Below are 16,587 nucleotides of genomic sequence, written 5' to 3' on the forward strand. Positions count from 1 at the left end.
CGGGTGCGGGGGCAGGTGGGGCAGCGGGCGGCGAGGCACAGGCCCCGACGAGGAGGGCGGCGATCAGGCCGCCTTTTCCCAGCGCCCCTCGTCCGACTGTTTCCAGTAGGCCAGGTTGGCCCCCTGCCCTTTCAGGCCCTTCCAGCGCTCGCGCGCGCGGTGCAGCGCGGTCTCGTCGCGGCCGTCGAAGATGATGAAGCATCGCTCGAACTCCTCTGTGAGGCTCATGTCTGAACTGTCGACGATGAACAGCGCCTGAGACCCGTTCGGGTTCTCGTTGCCAGCGGTCAGCAGGATGGGCTGGCGGTCCGCATGGGGCTGATCCGACAGGCCGTGGGCGAGGAAGCTGTCCTCGCGCCACGTCCAGAGGTGTTCGTCGATGTCGGCCCGGGTGCCCGGATCAGCGACCCGCACCCGGGCGCGCCAGCCGCGCTGGAGCGTCCGGTCCAGCAGCTCGGGCAGGACCTGGTCCAAGGTGGATCGCTCCAGATGGTAGAACCAGATTTCGCCCGCGCCGTCAGCCATCCGGTCAGTTCTCGTATTTGTCGGCCACCATGCGGTCCAGCAGGCGCACGCCCCAGCCCACAGGGCCGTCGGGCACGGTCGGACGGGTGGACTTGGTCACCCAGGCCGTGGGGGCGATGTCGATGTGGGCCCACGGCACGCCATTGGTGAAGCGCTGCAGGAACAGGCCGGCCGTGATCGAGCCGGCGTCGCGGCCGGCCGAGTTCTTCACGTCGGCATTCACGCTGTCCATGATCTTGTCGTACTGCGGCGGCAGCGGCATGCGCCAGACATTCTCGTTGACCTTCGGGCCGGCCGCCAGGATGCTGTCGGCAAGGTCGTCCGAGTTCGAGAACACCCCGGCGTAATCCAGGCCGAGGGCCACGATCATGGCCCCGGTCAGGGTGGCCAGATCGACCATGAATTTCGGCTTGAACCGGTCCTGGGTGTACCAGAGGGCGTCGGCGAGGACGAGGCGGCCCTCGGCGTCGGTGTTGATGATCTCGACCGTCTGGCCGGACATGGAGGTGACGATGTCGCCGGGGCGCTGGGCGTTGCCGTCGGGCATGTTCTCGACGAGGCCCAGCACGCCGACGGCGTTGACCTTGGCCTTGCGGCCCGCAAGAGCGTGCATGAGGCCGGCCACCGCGGCGGCACCACCCATGTCCCAGATCATGTCCTCCATGCCGGCGGCGGGTTTGATGGAGATGCCGCCGGTGTCGAAACAGACGCCCTTGCCGACGAAGGCGATGGGCTGATCGCCCGGCTTGCCGCCGTTCCACTGGATCACGGCCAGCTGGCTCTCGCGCACGGAACCCTGACCGACGCCCAGCAGGACGTGCATGCCGAGCGCCGCCATTTCCTTTTCGCCGAGGATTTCGACCTTCAGGCCGAGGCGTTCCAGTTCCTTGACCCGGCGGGCGAACTCGGCCGGATACAGGACGTTGGCGGGCTCTGCGACCAGATCACGCGAGAAGGTTACGGCCTCGGCCACCGCGTTCAGGGGTTCCAGCGCCTTCGTCGCGGCGGCCACATCAGCGGTGACAATGTTGACGGTCTGGACCGAGGGGATTTTTTCCGGCTTTTCCTTCGTGCGGTATTTGGCGAACCGATAGGCGGCCAGGCGGACGGCGAAGGCGGCCCGGGCGGCCTGTTCGGCGGAGAGATGGCCGAGATCGAGGGTCAGGGTCTCGGCCCCGGACAGCTTGACCGCGTGATACGCAGCGCCTGCTGCGGTCTCGATCGCCAGATCGTCGAGCTTGCCGCTCTCGCCCGCGCCGACCAGAACCACCGTGTCAGCCTTGATGCCTTGGGGAGCGGCGACGACGAGGCTGGAGTTCGGCGCGCCGGTGAAACGGCTGGAATTCATCGCCCGGGTCAAGGTCCCCGAGGTCGCCTTGTCGTGTTCCCCTCCGGACCCGGCCAGGGCGCGGCCCTCATGAACGAGAATGGCGAGGGCTTGCGAGACGCCGGCTTCGGCGACGAAGGCGATATTCATGAACTCAAAACTCCGGCCGGGATCGGGACCCGGTCATTGATACTGTCAAGTTGGCGATACTGTGAAGGTGGGTCCGCGCGCCATTGTCGGCACCGTCCCGGGCTGTGTATTAGATGCGCCGCAACGTCCGCGCCCGCAACCGGGTGATTTTGTCGCCCGCATGACCCTGATTCAACGTTACCTTTTTCGCCAGATCAGCCTGCCGGTTCTCGCGGCATGCGGGTCGCTGGCCGGAATCGGCATCCTGAGCCAGACGCTGGATCAGCTGGAAGTCATCGTCGAGCGCGGCCAGAGCGTCTGGGTCATGGTAAAGCTGACCCTGCTGGCGGTGCCCCAGCTGTTCGCCGTCATCCTGCCGATCGGCCTGTTCGTCGGGGCCCTGGTCGCCCTGACCCGCTTGCAGCGCGAGCAGGAGCTGACCGCCGCCTCGGCCAGCGGCATGACCCGCTGGCAGATGATCGAGCCGGCCGCGCGGCTGGCCCTCGCGGTCGCGGCTGTCGTTCTGGTCACCAATGTCGTGGTCCAGCCCTGGGCCCAGCGGACCGCCCGGGCCCAGGCCTTCGAGATCCGCACCGATCTGGCCGCCCTGCTGGTCGAGGAGGGCCGGTTCGTCCAGGGGCCCAACGGCCTGACCGTCTATGTGCAGCAGATCGAGCAGAACGGCCTGCTGAAAAACCTGTTCATCTACATCGAGGACGGCGAGCGGGTAACCACCTGGGACGCGGCCGAGGCCCGCTTCGGGCGGGTGGAGGGCCAGCCGGTGCTGTCGATGACGGAGGGCTCATGGCAACAGTACAGCGCCAGCGGTGTGCTGCAGCAGCTGTCCTTCGGCGGCTATGTGTTCCCGCTGGGCCCCTATGTCAGCGATGACGAGCGGATCCGTTACAAGCCGGCCGATCTGTGGATGACGGAATTGTTCGACCCGACTTCGGGGCTGGTGCGCGACACCGCCCCCCGGGCAGAACTGCTGGCCGAGGCCCACTCACGGCTTTCGTCCCCACTCTACGCCCTGGCCGCCATGGCCATGGCCCTGACCGCTATCCTTGGCGGCGGGTTCAGCCGGACGGGCTACGGGCTCCGCGTCGCCAAGGCCTCGGCCGCCTTCCTGCTCGTGCGGATCGTCGGCTATGCCATCGTCGCAGCCAGCGCCTGGAACGGCTGGCTCAACCTTTTCCAGTATCTGCTGCCGCTGGCGGCAACGGCCTTCGCCCTGCGGCTCATGTTCCGGCCAATGAAGCCCCGGCGCGGTTGGGGCGGTACCCCGGTCTGGTGGAAGGCGCGGTTCGCATGATCGCCCTCGGCTCCCTCGCCTCCGCCCCCCGCCACATCCTGAGCGCCCTGACGCTGGGCCGGATCGAGCGCTACGTGCTGATCCAGCTGGCCCGGTCGCTGGGCGTGGCCCTCGCCGTCATCGCGGCCCTGGTGATGCTGATCGATTTCGTCGAGATCTCGCGCGGTCCGGGATCGGACATGGATCTGTCGGGCGTGCGGATTCTGGGCCTGATGCTGCTGAAGTCACCGGCAGTGATCGTGCAACTGCTGCCTTTTGTCTTCCTGTTCGGGACGCTCGCGGCCTTCGTTGGACTGAACCGGCGCAGCGAGCTGGTGGCGATGCGGGCTGCCGGCGTCTCGGCCTGGCGATTCGTCCTGCCGGCGGCGGGGGCGGCGTTTCTGGCCGGAGTCCTGACGGTCACCGCGATCGGCCCGGTGGCAGCCTCGGCTGACGGCCTGTTTCAGCGCGAGCGGGCACGGATCTCCGGCTCCGTGCGGGGCGCGGAGGCGCAGGAGGCGATCTGGCTGCGCGAAGGCGAGGGCCAACGGCAGATGGTGATCCGTGCCGGTCGTCAGGACCGCGCCAACGCCCGCCTGCTGGACGTGACCTTCTTCATCTACACCACCGATCCCAACGGGCGGCGAGCCTTCACCGAGCGGATCGACGCGCCATCGGCCAGCCTGAGCGCCGGGCGCTGGCGGCTGTTCGACGCCGTGGGGGCCCAGACCGGCCAGCGCGCGGTCCGCTATGCCACCCTCGACCTGCCGTCCGCTCTCGCCGACGAGGAGGCTTTCGAGCGATTCGCCCGGCCCCAGTCGACGCCGTTCTGGTCCCTTCCCGGCCAGATCCGGCGGATCGAGGACGCGGGGTTTTCGTCCACAGCCTACCGTCTCAAACTCCAGTCCCTGCTGTCCACACCCCTGGCGTTCGCGGCCATGACCATCCTGGCCGCGGCCTTTTCGCTGCGGCTGATGCGGCTGGGCGATCTGGCGCGCATGTCCGGGGCCGCCGTGGTGCTGGGCTTCGCCTTCTTTTTCCTGAACCAGTTTTCGGCGGCCATGGGCGCGGCCGAAGTCGTGCCCCCCTTCGTCGCGGCCTGGCTGCCCACCGTCCTGACGGCGCTCGCCGCCTTCACCTTGCTGTTCTATACCGAAGACGGCTAAGCGACCCCCGGCATGGGGGCCTGAAGGAACGGTTTGACGCATGGGGGCTGACGCCGCCGTCTCTCGCATACGCGCCCTGCGCCGCCGGCTTCTGGCCGGGGCGGCGCTTCTGGCCGTCCTGCCCGGGACCGCCCTGGCCCAGACCGCGGTGCCTCCTCCGGTGACGGCGACGCCTGTGACGGCTGACGACGGACTGTCGAGCGACGCCCTCTATATCGACGCGGACACGGCTTCTCGCGAAGGCGATGTGATCACCGCGTCCGGTGAAGAGGAACGCCTCTACGCGCGGTTTCAGGGCCACACCCTGCTCAGCCGCCGCCTGACCTATGATCTGGCCCGTGGCATCGGCACGGCGAGCGGCGAGGTCGAGCTGACGGACCCGGCGCGAAACACGGTATTCTCCAGCCAGCTGGAGCTCGGTTCGGACTTGACGGCCGGCGTGGCCGTCGATTTCGCCACGCGTCTGGCCAACGGGGCCAGTCTGATGGCGGCCACGGCGGTTCGCCGCTCCGAAAACGTCAATGAGCTGAACTACGCCCTGTTCACCCCCTGCCCGATCTGCGACGCGGACGGGAATCCGAAACAGCCCAGCCTGTCGATCCAGGCCGAGAAGGTCATCCAGGACGAGGAACTGCGGGCGGTGCTGTATCGCAACGCCGTCTTCAAACTGGGCGGGGTGCCGGTCTTCTATACGCCGTTCTTTGCCCATCCCGATCCGACGGTGGACAGGGCCTCGGGCTTTCTGGTGCCCACCTTCAACTATGACGACGGTCGCGGCCTGTCGGTCGAGACCCCCTATCTGCGGGTGGTTTCACCGTCCGAGGACTGGCTGATCAGCCCCCAGTTCAACACCCGGGTCGTGCCCTTCCTGAACCTCCAGTGGCGGCGGCGGTTCGCCGACGGCACGGTCGTGGCGCGCGGCGGCTACACCCTGGCCCGCAACTTCGGCAACTTCGACCTCGACGGCGACGGCGACGCCGAAAGCAACGTTGACTTCGGCGACCGGACCAGCCGCAGCTATTTCCTTGCCCACGGCCGCTTCGATCCAACGGGGCCCTGGCGCTGGGGCTTCACCGCCGAGCGCACCTCGGACAAGACCCTGTTCGATCGTTACGACATCCAGGACCCCTATCAGGACAACGGCCTGTACTATGGCGATCAACGCCGCCTGATCAGCCAGCTGTATGCCGAGCGGCAGACCGACCGGTCCTACCTGTCAATCGCGGCCTTCTCGATCCAGAGCCTGCGGGTCACCCAATTCAACGACATCACCCCGGCGTTGAACGTGTTCGAATCGGACGGGGCCCTGCCGCTGGTGGCCCCGCTGATCGACGCGCGGTGGGAACCCGGTCAGACAATTCTGGGCGGACGCCTGCGGCTGAAGGGATCCGCCGTGTCCCTGTACCGCGATGACTATTTCGGCAGCCCGGTGCTGCGGCCCGGAGTCATTCCGACCGGGTCGACGGCCGGACTGCCCGGCGTCGACAGCCGCCGGGTGACGGGCCAGTTCGACTGGCGCCGCAGCCTGACCTCGCCGGCCGGTGTCAGGTACGAAGCGTTTGTGGACGGTCGGGTTGACGCCTATTCGATCGCCGACCTGCCGCCGTTGGCGGGCCCGACTGACGAGACGATCACCCGCCAGCGGGCCACGCTCGGGCTGGACGTCAGTTACCCGCTGATCCGTCGCTTCCGGGGCGGGGCCGACCTGATCCTGGAGCCCATGGGTCAGGTTTCGCTGTCCACGGACCCGGACCTGGATGCCCGGATCCCGGTCGAGGACGCCCAGACCCTGGAGCTCGACCAGTCCTCCCTCTTCCGGGTCGACCGGTTTCCGGGACACGATCTGCTGGAAGGCGGTGCCCGGATCACCGCCGGCCTGCGCACGACCCTGCGCTGGAGCGAGGCGCAGAGCGCGAGCCTGTTCGTGGGCCGCAGCATGCGCGATTCGAATCAGGATGGCTTTCTCGTGCCCATCCCGGACGATCCCGGCCGTCTCTATGATCCGACCGGACTGGCCCGGCAAACGTCGGACTGGGTGGTGCAGGCAGACTTCAGGCCCTCGGACCGGATCCGGGGCTGGGGCCATACCACGCTGGACGGCTCGGGCGATGTGCGCCGCGCGGAAGCGGCGGTGGACGGCCGCTGGGGTCGGCGCAACCTGGCCACCGTCAGCTATATCATCGACCGGTCCAATCCGGTGAACGGGCCGCTGAACCGGAACTATGACTTCGTGCAACTGGCCGGGCAGCAGTTCATTCATGGCAACTGGGGCGTGACGGTCGCCGGGATTGCGGATCTGGAGCGGGATCTGATCACGCGGTCCGAGGTCGGCCTGCTGTTTGACGACGACTGTTTCCGCATCGAGGTCGGCTACCGCCGCGACAACACCCGGGTGCGACCGACCGGACCTTCGGACGGCGTTTTCTTCCGTCTAAACCTCGCCACTTTTGGAGGGTCAGGCTATGGATCAAACGGCTTGCGTTAGGCATGACGCGTGAAGACGTGCGCCGACCCCCTCTCCGGATGGCGGAAGCAGGCTCGAAGGAACCAGGACTGACCATGGGTTTGATGCGTTTTACGACCGGGGTCGCACTGGCCGCACTGGTCGCGGGTTCAGCGATGGCCCAGACCGCCCCGAACAGCTCCGCGGCCGGCACGCTGGATCCCGCTTCGGGAGCGGCTGCAACGGGCGCACCTGCTCCCCGGCCCGAATTCAGACTGGCGGACGGCATCGTGGCCACGGTCAACGATCAGGTCATCACCGGCTTCGATGTGCGTCAGCGGATGCTGAGCGTCATCGCCATGAGCCAGGTCCAGCCGACCGAGGAAAACCTGCCTGCGATCCAGCAGCAGGCCCTGCAGTCCCTGATCGAGGAGCGGCTGCAGGCCCAGGAGATCGCCAACTACGAGTCCCTTGTGGTGTCCGACGAAGAGGTGGATCGCGAGATCGCCGCCATGGCCCAGGACGCCGGGACGACGCCCGAGAACTATATGGCGTTTCTGGAACAGGGCGGCATCCGGCCGGATGCCCTGCGCGCCCAGCTACGGACCGAGATCGGCTGGCGCGACCTGGTCGGGGGACGGTTCAATTCGCGCTCGCGGGTCAGCCGCACCCAGGTCGAACAGGCCCTGCGCCAGCTGAACGAGGCGGCCGCCAAGCCCCAGTATCTGGTCGGCGAAATTTATCTGGAAGCCAACCGGGTCGGTGGCCAGCAGGCGGCACTGAACGGGGCCGAACAGCTGGTGCAGCAGATGGTCCAGGGGGCACCGTTCCAGGCGGTGGCGCGTCAGTTCTCGGCGGCCCCGTCCGCTGCGCGCGGCGGTGACGCCGGCTGGATCGTCCAGGGCACCGTCCAGCCGGCCCTCCAGGCCGCGCTCGAAGTCCTTGAGGTCGGGCAGCTGTCGCGCCCCATCCCGGTCGAGGGCGGGGTCTATATCATCTATATGCGCGACAAGCGTTCGGGCGCTGCGACCAGTCTGGTTACGCTGAAACAGGCCATGATCGAATTGCCCGACACCGCCGGCGCGGCCGAGGTGGCGGCGGCCTCGGCCCGCCTGGAGGCCCTGCGGCCGACCCTGACCTGCGACAACATTCTGCAGCGCGCGACCTCGGAGACGGGCCTGCTGGGCTCGGATCTGGGCGAGAGCGATGTGGCCGATCTGGCCCCGCAGTTCCAGCAGGTGGCCCGCTCGGCCGATGTCAATACCATCAGCAGCCCCGTGCGGACGCCGCTGGGCCTGCACCTGCTGGCCGTCTGCGGCAAGCGGGTGGGCGGGGCCGATGCGCCGACCTATCGTGAGGTCGAGAGCCGGCTGCAGAACCAAAATCTGGCCATGCTGGCGCGGCGCTACATCCGCGACCTGCGGGCCGACGCCCTCATCGAGATGAAGTAGGCGGATGGCGGCGACCTTCGGGACCGAGCCGCCGCTGATCCTGACGTTGGGCGAGCCGGCGGGCGTCGGTCCGGAGATCATCGCCCGCGCCTGGAGCGCGACGGCAGCGGAAGCGCCGTTTGCGGTGATCGGCGACGCGCGGTTGCTGGCCTCGCAAGGGGTGCCTGTGGTGGAGATCGGCGCGCCGTCCGACGCCCCGTCAGTGTTTGGCCGAGGCCTGCCCGTCCTGCATCACCCTGCCCCCGCCCCGGTCGAGCCCGGCCGGCCGGATCCGCGCAATGCTCCGGTCGTCGCCGACTGGATTGAGCGGGCCGTGGCGCTGGTTCTTGCGGGAGAGGGCTCGGCCGTCGTGACCGCCCCGATCGCCAAGGCCCCTCTCTATGCCGCCGGGTTCCGCTTTCCGGGCCACACCGAGTTCATCGCCGAGCTGACCGCTGACGCGCCGTATGCCGGGACGCGGGGGCCGGTGATGATGCTGACGGCGCGGGATCTGCGGGCCTGTCTGGTGACGATCCATGTGGCGCTGGATCAGGTGCCGGAGCTGATCACGGCCGAGCGCGTCTCCCGCACCGCCCGGGTGGTGCATGAGAGCCTGAAGCGGGATTTCGGGATCGCCCGGCCACGGCTGGCGCTGGCCGCCCTGAATCCCCACGCCGGCGAGGGCGGGGCCCTGGGCCTGCAGGAGCGGACCATCCTGACGCCCGCCGCCGAGGCCCTGCGCGCCGAGGGGATCGACATCACCGATCCGCGGCCGGCCGACACGATGTTCCACGACGAGGTCCGGGCGACCTATGACGCCGCCATCTGCCTGTATCACGACCAGGCCCTGATCCCGGTCAAGACGCTGGACTTCTGGGGCGGGGTCAATGCCACCCTGGGCCTGCCGATCCTGCGCACGTCGCCCGACCACGGCACGGGGTTCGATATCGCCGGCAAGGGCGTGGCGCGGGCCGACAGCCTGATCGCGGCGATCCGTCTGGCGGCGACCATGGCGGCGGCGCGGGCGGCGGGCTAACAGGGGCGGGTGACCAACCTCCCTCCCCTGCGCGAATCGCTCGAGGCCCACGGGCTGCTGGCCAAGAAGAGCTTCGGCCAGCATTTCCTGCTGGACCTGAACATCACCCGCAAGATCGTGCGACTGGCCGGGCCGTTCGAGGGCCGGGCGGTGATCGAGGTCGGGCCGGGCCCCGGCGGCCTGACGCGGGCGATCCTCGAGAGCGACGCCGGCAAGGTCGTTCTGATCGAGAAAGATCCCCGCTTCCTGCCGCTGCTGGCCGAGCTGGACACCGGCGACGGGCGGCTGGCGATCGTCGAGGCCGACGCGCTGAAGGTCGACCAGTCGAAGCTGGTCGAGGGACCGGCCCATGTCGTGTCGAACCTGCCCTACAATGTCGGCACGCCCCTGCTGATCGACTGGCTGACGGGGACCTGGACGCCCGTGGCCATGACCCTGATGTTCCAGAAGGAGGTGGCCGAGCGGATCGTGGCCGCCCCCGGCGACGACGCCTATGGCCGGCTGGCGGTGATCGCCCAGGCCGTGGCCGAGGCGCGGATCGTGATGCATCTGCCCGCCGCGGCCTTCACCCCGCCGCCCAAGGTCGCCTCGGCGGTCGTGCACCTGATCCCCCGGGCCGACCGGCCCGATGCCGCGACGCTGAAGCGGCTGGAGCGGGTGACCGCCGCCGCCTTCGGCCAGCGGAGGAAGATGCTGCGCTCCAGCCTGAAGACCCTGGGCGGGGGCGCGCTGTGCGACGCGGCCGCCATCGATCCGGACGCCCGCGCCGAGACCATCGACATCGCCGGCTTCCTGAGGCTGGCCGGAGCGCTGACGTCGTGAATACAGAGATTGAGCCCTTCCGCGCCATCACCATCAGCCGGCTGGCCCACGCCCTGAAGGCCGAGGGGCGGTCGGTGATCCATATGGAGTTCGGCCAGCCCTCGACCGGGGCCCCGCCCGCCGCCATTGCCGAGGCCCACCGCGTGCTGGATGTCGACGGAATGGGTTACTGGGAGAGCGCCCCGCTGAAGGCCCGGATCGCCCGGCTGTATGATGAGCGGTACGGGGTCTCCGTCTCGCCCGACCAGCTGCTGCTGACCAACGGGGCCTCGCCGGCCCTGGTGCTAGGCCTGTCGTCGCGGTTCGCGCCGGGCGACCGGATCGCCATGGCCCGGCCGGGCTATGTCGCCTACCGCAACACGGTGAAGGCGCTGCGGATGGTGCCGGTCGAGATCGCCTGCGGGCCCGACGACCACTACCAGCTGACCGCCGCCGCGCTGGAGGCGCTGGATCCGGTGCCCGCCGGGGTGATCATCGCCAGCCCCGCCAACCCGACCGGATCGGTGATCGCGGCCGACGAGCTGGCCGCCATCGCCGGGGTCTGCGCGCGCAAGGGGATCCAGATCCTGTCGGACGAGATCTACCACGGCCTCAGCTATGTCGGGCCGCAGCCGTCGATGCTTCAGTCCGCGCCGGACGCCATGGTCATCAACAGCTTCTCCAAATACTGGAGCATGGCCGGGTGGCGGCTGGGCTGGCTGCTGGTGCCGCACGCCCATATCGAGCGGGCGCGCGCCTATATCGGCAATCTGTTCCTGACCGCGCCGTCGCTGAGCCAGCACGCGGGCCTCGTGGCCATGGACGAGCACGCCGTGCTGGAGGGCCATATCGAGGTCTATCGCCGCAACCGGACCCTGATGCTGGAGGCCCTGCCCGGCCTCGGCCTGAAGTCGATCGCTCCGCCGGACGGAGCCTTCTACATCTGGGCCGACATCGGCCATCTGACCGACGACAGCGTGGCCTTCTGCGAGCAGTTGCTGCGCGACACCGGCGTGGCCACAGCCCCGGGCGTCGACTTCGACCCCGTCGACGGCCACCGCTTCATGCGCTTCAGCTTCGCCGTCTCGACCCCCGAGATCGAGGAGGCCCTGCGGCGGATCACCCCGTGGTTCGAGGGCCGGCGTGGACTCCGCGCAAGACCGGGCTAGTCTTTCGCCGCGCGGGTAGAGGGCAGATGGCGAAGCTGATCTACGGGTTGAACCAGTCGCTGGACGGGTACGTCGATCACGACGGCTTCAGGCCGGACGCCGTCCTGTTCCGGCACTTCATCGACCACATGGGCCGGGTCACAGGCAGTCTCTACGGCGGGCGCATGTACGAGATCATGCGCTACTGGGACGAGGATCGGCCGGAGTGGGGCGAGGCGGAATGGGACTACGCCCGGGCGTGGCGCGACCGTCCGAAGTGGGTCGCCTCCCGATCGCATGCGTCGGTGGGCCCGAACGCCACCCTGCTGAAGGGGGATCTGGAGACGGCGATCCGGACGCTGAAAACGGAACAGGACGGCGAGATCGAGGTCGCCGGCCCGGCCCTGGCCGCGATCCTCACCCCGCTGGACCTGATCGACGAATATCAGATCTACCTGCACCCCGTCGTGCTGGGCGGCGGCACGCCCTTCTTCAAGGCGGCCCGGCCTCCCCTGAAGCTGGTCAAGACAGAGCCGATCGGCGAGTCGGTGTTGCGGCTGACCTACGCCCCGGCCTGACGGGCGTCAGACCGCCTCGGCCAGAAGCGCGGCGCGATAGCCGTCGACCCAGGTGTTGCGGAAGGTGCGCGAGCGCTCGGCGTGGTAGATGTGGGCCAGCTCGGCGTAGCTGCGGTCGAAGTCGTCGTTGACGAAGACGTAGTCGAAGGCGCGGCAGTGCTCGATCTCGCCCTTGGCGTTGCGGATCCGGCGCTCGATGACCTCCGGGGCGTCCTGGGAGCGGGTGACGAGGCGGCGGCGCAGCTCCTCGAGGCTGGGCGGAAGGATGAAGACGCGGACGGCGTCCTGCGGGCATTTGGAGGCGATCTGGGCCGCGCCCTGCCAGTCGATGTCAAACAGGACGTCCCGGCCCTCGGCCAGGGCCCGGTCAATGGGGCCGCGCGGGCTGCCGTAGCGGGCCCCGTGCACATCGGCCCATTCGAGGAAGGCGTCGGCGTCGATCAGGCGCTGGAACTCTTCGGGCGAGACGAAATGATAGTCGCGGTCGGCCACCTCGCCCGGGCGGATGGCCCGGGTGGTCATGGAGACCGACAGCTCCAGCCCGCCGTGATCGGCCATCAGGCGACGGCACAGCGAGGTCTTGCCGGCCCCGGAGGGGCTGGCCACGATCAGCAGGACGCCCCGGCGGGGCGTACGTTCATTCGACATTCTGGACTTGCTCTCGAAGCTGCTCAATCACCGCCTTCAGGTCGAGCCCGACGGCAGTCAGGGCTGTGGTCGCCGATTTTGAGCATAATGTGTTCGCCTCGCGCATGAACTCCTGAACGAGGAAGTCCAGCTTGCGGCCGGCGGGGGGCTGATCCAGCAGGAGCCGGGCCGAGGCGACGTGGGCGGTCAGCCGGTCCAGCTCCTCGCGCACATCGGCCTTGGTGGCGAGAGCCGCGGCTTCCAGCACGATCCGGTCCTGAAGCCCCGGCGTATCGGGGACGAGTTCGGCCATGCGGCGGGCGAAGCGGTCGCGGACGGCGGCGGTCTGGGCCTCGGCCTCGATGGCCGAGGTGGCCGTGAGGGCCGCGATCCGGTCGACGAAGGCCTCGATCACCGGACGGAGCTGGTCACCCTCCCGCTCCCGCGAGACTTTCAGCGCATCGAGCGCCTGTTCGATGGTCGCGGCCATGGCGGTCTCGACGGCCGCCCGGGCCTCGGGGTCGTCGACGAACTCTTCCAGATCCAGCACGCCGCGCAGCCCCAGCAGGCCGTCGGCGGACGGGGGTGTGGCCCCCTCCTCCGCCAGCTGGTTGGCGAGGGCCAGATAGCGGGCGAGGACCGCCTCATTGACCCGCAGGGCGGACACATCCCCCTCGGCGCGCCGGGCCTGGACCCCAACGGTGACCTGGCCCCGGGCCAGTCGGGTCTGGGCCGCCGCCTTGGTCAGGCGCTCCAGATTGTCAAAGCCGTTCGGGCCGCGAAAGCGGACCTCCAGATTGCGGCCGTTGACGCTGCGGGCCTCGACCGCCCAGGTCCAGCCGTCCAGCGCGCCCTCGGCCCGGCCGAAGCCGGTCATGCCGGACAGCACGCTCACGGTCCGTTCGCGGGGACGGGCCGGGCCGCCGGGGTCGCCGGACGCAGGGCCCGCGACGGGGTCACCGCGCCCGGGGCCTGCATGGTGATGACCGCTTCTCCGGACGGCATGGGTTCAGGGGCCGTCGCCGGCGGGGTCCCGGCGGGGGGCGGAACAACGGTGCCCGGCGGCAGGGTCTCGGCCGGAGCGGGCTTGCCTGCTTCGATCGCCCGCCAGCGGGCGACATTGCGCAGATGCTCCTCATAGGTCCGGGCAAAGGCGTGGCCGCCCGTGCCGTCGGCCACGAAGAACAGATCCTCGGTGCGCGGGGGGTTCAGCACGGCTGCCAGGGACTGCCGACCCGGATTGGAGATCGGCGTCGGCGGCAGGCCGTCGATCAGATAGGTGTTGTAGCCGGTGTCGCGTTCCAGCTCGGAGCGGCGGATACCTCGCCCGAGCGGCCGGCCTTTGGTGATGCCGTAGATGATGGTGGGATCGCTCTCCAGTCGCATGCCGAGGCGGATGCGGTTGGAGAAGACGGCGGCGACGCGGGGCCGCTCACGGGCCACGCCGGTTTCCTTCTCGACGATCGAGGCGAGGATGACGGCGTCCTCGGGCGTGCGGACGACGGTGTCGGGGCTGCGGGCGGCCCACAGCTCGGCGAGGTTGTCGGCGGCAGCGCGCTGCATCCGGGCGATGACCGAGGCGCGGGTCTCGCCGCGTGCGATCTCATAGGTCTCGGCCCACAGGGTGCCTTCCTCGGGGACTTCCTCGATCGTGCCGGTCAGGATCGGCTCGGCGTTCAGGATGTCCACGGCCTGGGCCGAGGACCAGCCCTCGGGAATGGTGACGAAATGGCGGACCACGCGGCCGTCGGTCAGCAGCCGCAGCACGGAGCGCAGTGAGGCCCCGGTCGGGACCTCGTATTCGCCCGCACGCAGGCGACGGTCCGCCCCGGTCAGGGTGGCGGCGGCCTTGAACATGTCGGTGGAGCGGATCACGCCCGCGTTTTTGAGCCGGGCGGCGATCACCGAGACGCCCGATCCGGAGGGCAGGGTCACGACGGTGGAGTCCCCCTGCCGCGCCGCCGGGCCCGGCGCATAGTAGACGCTCCAGGCCCAGGCGAGGCCAGCGATGAGGAACAGGCTGACCGTCGCGGAGGCCGCGAGGGCCGCCGCCACCAGTCCGGGTCTTCTGGTTGGTGCAGCCCCCCGGCGTCCGAACATCTAGTCGACCTTGCGGAAGATGATGGAGGCGTTGGTGCCCCCGAAGCCAAAGCTGTTGGACATGGCCACATCGATCTCCATCGGCTTGCCCCGGTGTGGCACGAGGTCGATGGCGGTTTCATGCTCCGGATCGTCCAGATTGATGGTCGGCGGCGCGATCTGGTCGCGGATGGCCAGGACGCTGAACACCGCCTCGATCGCCCCGGCCGCGCCCAGCAGGTGGCCGGTCATGGACTTGGTCGAGGACATGGCGAGGTTCTTCGCATGGTCGCCGACCAGCCGTTCGACGGCCCGCAGTTCGATCCAGTCGGCCATGGTCGAGGTGCCGTGGGCATTGACGTAGTCGATGTCCTCGATGGCGATCCCGGCCCGCTTTACCGCCGCCTTCATGGCCCGGTAAGCCCCGTCGCCGTCCTCGGACGGGGCAGTGATGTGGAAGGCGTCGCCCGACATGCCGTAGCCGATCACCTCGGCATAGATCTTCGCCCCACGGGCCCTGGCGTGCTCATACTCCTCGAGCACCAGAACCCCGGCCCCCTCGCCCATGACGAAGCCGGCGTGGCCCCGGTCATAGGGGCGCGAGGCCTTCTCCGGGGTGTCGTTGTAGGCGGTGCACAGGGCCTTGCAGGCGAGGAAGCCGGCGATGCCGATCGGCACGATCGAGCTTTCCGCCCCCCCGGCGACCATGACGTCGGCATCGTCGAAGGCGATCATCCGCGCCGCATCACCGATGGCGTGCACGCCCGAGGCGCAGGCCGTCACCACGGCGTGGTTGGGGCCCTTCAGCTGATGCCGGATCGAGATCTGGCCGCTGACCAGATTGATCAGGGCCGAAGGAATGAAGAAGGGGCTGATGCGACGCGGGCCGCTCTCGGCCAGAATCTGGGCGCTTTCGGCAATGGGGCCGAGGCCGCCGATGCCCGCGCCCATCATGACGCCGGTGCGTTCCTTGTCCTCGTCGGTCGCCGGGTGCCAGTTGGCGTCGTTGAGCGCCTCATCCGCCGCGGCGATGCCGAACAGGATGAAGTCGTCGACGCGCTTGCGCTCCTTGGGCGACATGATCGCGTCGGGGTCGAAGCTGCCGGGGACGTCGGGACCGCCGCCACCGCGCCCGTCCACGCTGGGGACCTCGCCGGCGATGGTGCAGCCGAACCCCTCGGTGTTGAAGGCCGTGATCTGGCGGATGCCCGAGCGACCCTCGACGATCCCCGCCCAGCTGTGTTCGACGCCCGTACCCAGGGGCGTGACAAGGCCGAGACCGGTAACGACGACGCGACGCATGATGTCGGGCTCCTGCTCCGCGAATCCTGAATCCAAAACACTAATGGCCGCCGGGCCTCTCCGCTAGGAGGGCCGGGCGGCCATCAGCAAGCCGATGATCCGGCGGGCGGGATCAGCCGGCCGTCTTCTCGTCGATGAACTTGACCGCGTCGCCGACGGTCTGGATGTGCTCGGCGGCGTCGTCGGGGATTTCGATGTCGAATTCTTCCTCGAAGGCCATGACCAGTTCGACGTTGTCGAGCGAGTCAGCGCCGAGGTCGTCGATGAAGCTGGCCTTTTCGGTGACCTTGTCCGGATCGGCGTCCAGGTGGTCGATGACGATCTTGCGGACGCGTTCCAGGGTGTCGGACATGGGAGTCTCTGCCTTCTAGGGCCGCCCGGGGCGGCGTATTGAGTGTCTGCCGTCTCACGACGGCCCCGCTTGTGCAAGAGGCAACGCCTCGCTGACCCAACCGGTTGCCGCAGCCTTTAGCACACCCCTTCCCGAGGAAAATAGGGCGTTCCTCCCCGGATCAGCGTCGACGGTTGACCCACCACACCAGAGCAGCCCCGGCGAGCGCCATGGGCGCACCATAGATCGCCCAGATAATCTGGCCGGTCATGAAGCTGCCCGGCAGGATGTTGAGACCCTGCAGCACCCAGATGATCCCGACCAGCAGCAGCGGACCTGACAGGACGGTGGCGAGGTAGCGCAGGGCGATCATC

General features: G+C 68.9%; 16 protein-coding genes. 8 read left to right on the plus strand and 8 right to left on the minus strand.

What is annotated here, in order from left to right; translation table 11 throughout:
* Positions 1 to 63: 63 nt before the first annotated feature.
* Both SJY26_RS14100 and SJY26_RS14105 read right to left on the minus strand, forming a co-directional pair.
* A complete protein-coding gene (locus SJY26_RS14100) occupies positions 64 to 525 on the minus strand; it encodes a DNA polymerase III subunit chi (protein ID WP_396593636.1) in 462 nt (153 codons plus the stop codon).
* Between the two features lie 4 nt (positions 526 to 529).
* Positions 530 to 2,002 carry a leucyl aminopeptidase gene (locus SJY26_RS14105; RefSeq protein WP_396593637.1) on the minus strand — a complete coding sequence of 491 codons (1,473 nt, stop codon included), beginning with the start codon at positions 2,000 to 2,002 and terminating at the stop codon, positions 530 to 532.
* Positions 2,003 to 2,162: 160 nt separating this feature from the next.
* Here SJY26_RS14105 and SJY26_RS14110 point away from each other — a divergent pair, with 160 nt between their 5' ends.
* The 8 genes from SJY26_RS14110 to SJY26_RS14145 all read left to right on the plus strand — a co-directional run bounded on the left by SJY26_RS14110 (position 2,163) and on the right by SJY26_RS14145 (position 11,874).
* Entirely contained in the window at positions 2,163 to 3,293 is a 1,131-nt protein-coding gene (locus tag SJY26_RS14110) for an LptF/LptG family permease (protein WP_396593638.1), read from the plus strand.
* Positions 3,290 to 4,438, plus strand: a complete 1,149-nt coding sequence (gene lptG, locus SJY26_RS14115; RefSeq protein ID WP_396593639.1) for an LPS export ABC transporter permease LptG — start codon at positions 3,290 to 3,292, stop codon at positions 4,436 to 4,438. The genes SJY26_RS14110 and lptG overlap by 4 nt, the downstream gene beginning before the upstream one ends.
* 40 nt (positions 4,439 to 4,478) lie before the next feature.
* Complete coding sequence (locus SJY26_RS14120) at positions 4,479 to 6,923, plus strand: LPS-assembly protein LptD (protein ID WP_396593640.1); 2,445 nt, start codon at positions 4,479 to 4,481, stop codon at positions 6,921 to 6,923.
* 83 nt (positions 6,924 to 7,006) lie between these two features.
* Positions 7,007 to 8,332: a peptidylprolyl isomerase gene (locus SJY26_RS14125; RefSeq protein WP_396593641.1), complete on the plus strand. Its 1,326-nt coding sequence runs from the start codon at positions 7,007 to 7,009 to the stop codon at positions 8,330 to 8,332.
* A gap of 4 nt (positions 8,333 to 8,336) precedes the next feature.
* On the plus strand, positions 8,337 to 9,347 hold the full coding sequence (gene pdxA, locus SJY26_RS14130; protein ID WP_396593642.1) for a 4-hydroxythreonine-4-phosphate dehydrogenase PdxA: 1,011 nt from the start codon (positions 8,337 to 8,339) through the stop codon (positions 9,345 to 9,347).
* Between the two features lie 9 nt (positions 9,348 to 9,356).
* Positions 9,357 to 10,169: a 16S rRNA (adenine(1518)-N(6)/adenine(1519)-N(6))-dimethyltransferase RsmA gene (gene rsmA / locus SJY26_RS14135; RefSeq protein WP_396593643.1), complete on the plus strand. Its 813-nt coding sequence runs from the start codon at positions 9,357 to 9,359 to the stop codon at positions 10,167 to 10,169.
* On the plus strand, positions 10,166 to 11,317 hold the full coding sequence (locus SJY26_RS14140; protein ID WP_396593644.1) for a pyridoxal phosphate-dependent aminotransferase: 1,152 nt from the start codon (positions 10,166 to 10,168) through the stop codon (positions 11,315 to 11,317). Before rsmA ends, SJY26_RS14140 begins: the two co-directional genes overlap by 4 nt.
* Before the next feature lie 26 nt (positions 11,318 to 11,343).
* On the plus strand, positions 11,344 to 11,874 hold the full coding sequence (locus SJY26_RS14145) for a dihydrofolate reductase family protein (RefSeq protein WP_396593645.1): 531 nt from the start codon (positions 11,344 to 11,346) through the stop codon (positions 11,872 to 11,874).
* Between the two features lie 6 nt (positions 11,875 to 11,880).
* Here the strand turns inward: SJY26_RS14145 and gmk are convergent, their stop codons facing one another.
* From gmk to SJY26_RS14175, 6 genes are all read right to left on the minus strand, one after another.
* Positions 11,881 to 12,522: a guanylate kinase gene (gene gmk / locus SJY26_RS14150; protein ID WP_396593646.1), complete on the minus strand. Its 642-nt coding sequence runs from the start codon at positions 12,520 to 12,522 to the stop codon at positions 11,881 to 11,883.
* Entirely contained in the window at positions 12,512 to 13,378 is an 867-nt protein-coding gene (locus tag SJY26_RS14155) for a YicC/YloC family endoribonuclease (RefSeq protein WP_396595770.1), read from the minus strand. The genes gmk and SJY26_RS14155 overlap by 11 nt, the downstream gene beginning before the upstream one ends.
* Before the next feature lie 14 nt (positions 13,379 to 13,392).
* Entirely contained in the window at positions 13,393 to 14,556 is a 1,164-nt protein-coding gene (mltG, locus tag SJY26_RS14160; RefSeq protein ID WP_396593647.1) for an endolytic transglycosylase MltG, read from the minus strand.
* A 45-nt stretch (positions 14,557 to 14,601) separates the two neighbouring features.
* Positions 14,602 to 15,882: a beta-ketoacyl-ACP synthase II gene (fabF, locus tag SJY26_RS14165; RefSeq protein WP_396593648.1), complete on the minus strand. Its 1,281-nt coding sequence runs from the start codon at positions 15,880 to 15,882 to the stop codon at positions 14,602 to 14,604.
* A gap of 112 nt (positions 15,883 to 15,994) precedes the next feature.
* Positions 15,995 to 16,234: an acyl carrier protein gene (locus tag SJY26_RS14170; RefSeq protein ID WP_021697838.1), complete on the minus strand. Its 240-nt coding sequence runs from the start codon at positions 16,232 to 16,234 to the stop codon at positions 15,995 to 15,997.
* 160 nt (positions 16,235 to 16,394) lie between these two features.
* On the minus strand, positions 16,395 to 16,586 hold the full coding sequence (locus tag SJY26_RS14175) for a hypothetical protein (RefSeq protein WP_396593649.1): 192 nt from the start codon (positions 16,584 to 16,586) through the stop codon (positions 16,395 to 16,397).
* Position 16,587: the final 1 nt, after the last annotated feature.

It is taken from the genome of Brevundimonas sp. R86498 (genome assembly GCF_044598075.1).
Lineage (GTDB): Bacteria > Pseudomonadota > Alphaproteobacteria > Caulobacterales > Caulobacteraceae > Brevundimonas.

What these genes read in the sequence shown, in the direction of transcription:
- pdxA (WP_396593642.1), top strand. Translation starts at nt 8,337, where the DNA reads ATGGCGGCGACCTTCGGGACCGAGCCGCCGCTGATCCTGACGTTGGGC.
- lptG (WP_396593639.1), top strand. Translation starts at nt 3,290, where the DNA reads ATGATCGCCCTCGGCTCCCTCGCCTCCGCCCCCCGCCACATCCTGAGC.
- SJY26_RS14175 (WP_396593649.1), bottom strand. Translation starts at nt 16,586, where the DNA reads ATGATCGCCCTGCGCTACCTCGCCACCGTCCTGTCAGGTCCGCTGCTG.
- SJY26_RS14145 (WP_396593645.1), top strand. Translation starts at nt 11,344, where the DNA reads ATGGCGAAGCTGATCTACGGGTTGAACCAGTCGCTGGACGGGTACGTC.
- fabF (WP_396593648.1), bottom strand. Translation starts at nt 15,882, where the DNA reads ATGCGTCGCGTCGTCGTTACCGGTCTCGGCCTTGTCACGCCCCTGGGT.
- SJY26_RS14155 (WP_396595770.1), bottom strand. Translation starts at nt 13,378, where the DNA reads ATGACCGGCTTCGGCCGGGCCGAGGGCGCGCTGGACGGCTGGACCTGG.
- SJY26_RS14170 (WP_021697838.1), bottom strand. Translation starts at nt 16,234, where the DNA reads ATGTCCGACACCCTGGAACGCGTCCGCAAGATCGTCATCGACCACCTG.
- SJY26_RS14120 (WP_396593640.1), top strand. Translation starts at nt 4,479, where the DNA reads ATGGGGGCTGACGCCGCCGTCTCTCGCATACGCGCCCTGCGCCGCCGG.
- SJY26_RS14105 (WP_396593637.1), bottom strand. Translation starts at nt 2,002, where the DNA reads ATGAATATCGCCTTCGTCGCCGAAGCCGGCGTCTCGCAAGCCCTCGCC.
- gmk (WP_396593646.1), bottom strand. Translation starts at nt 12,522, where the DNA reads ATGTCGAATGAACGTACGCCCCGCCGGGGCGTCCTGCTGATCGTGGCC.
- SJY26_RS14125 (WP_396593641.1), top strand. Translation starts at nt 7,007, where the DNA reads ATGCGTTTTACGACCGGGGTCGCACTGGCCGCACTGGTCGCGGGTTCA.
- SJY26_RS14110 (WP_396593638.1), top strand. Translation starts at nt 2,163, where the DNA reads ATGACCCTGATTCAACGTTACCTTTTTCGCCAGATCAGCCTGCCGGTT.
- SJY26_RS14100 (WP_396593636.1), bottom strand. Translation starts at nt 525, where the DNA reads ATGGCTGACGGCGCGGGCGAAATCTGGTTCTACCATCTGGAGCGATCC.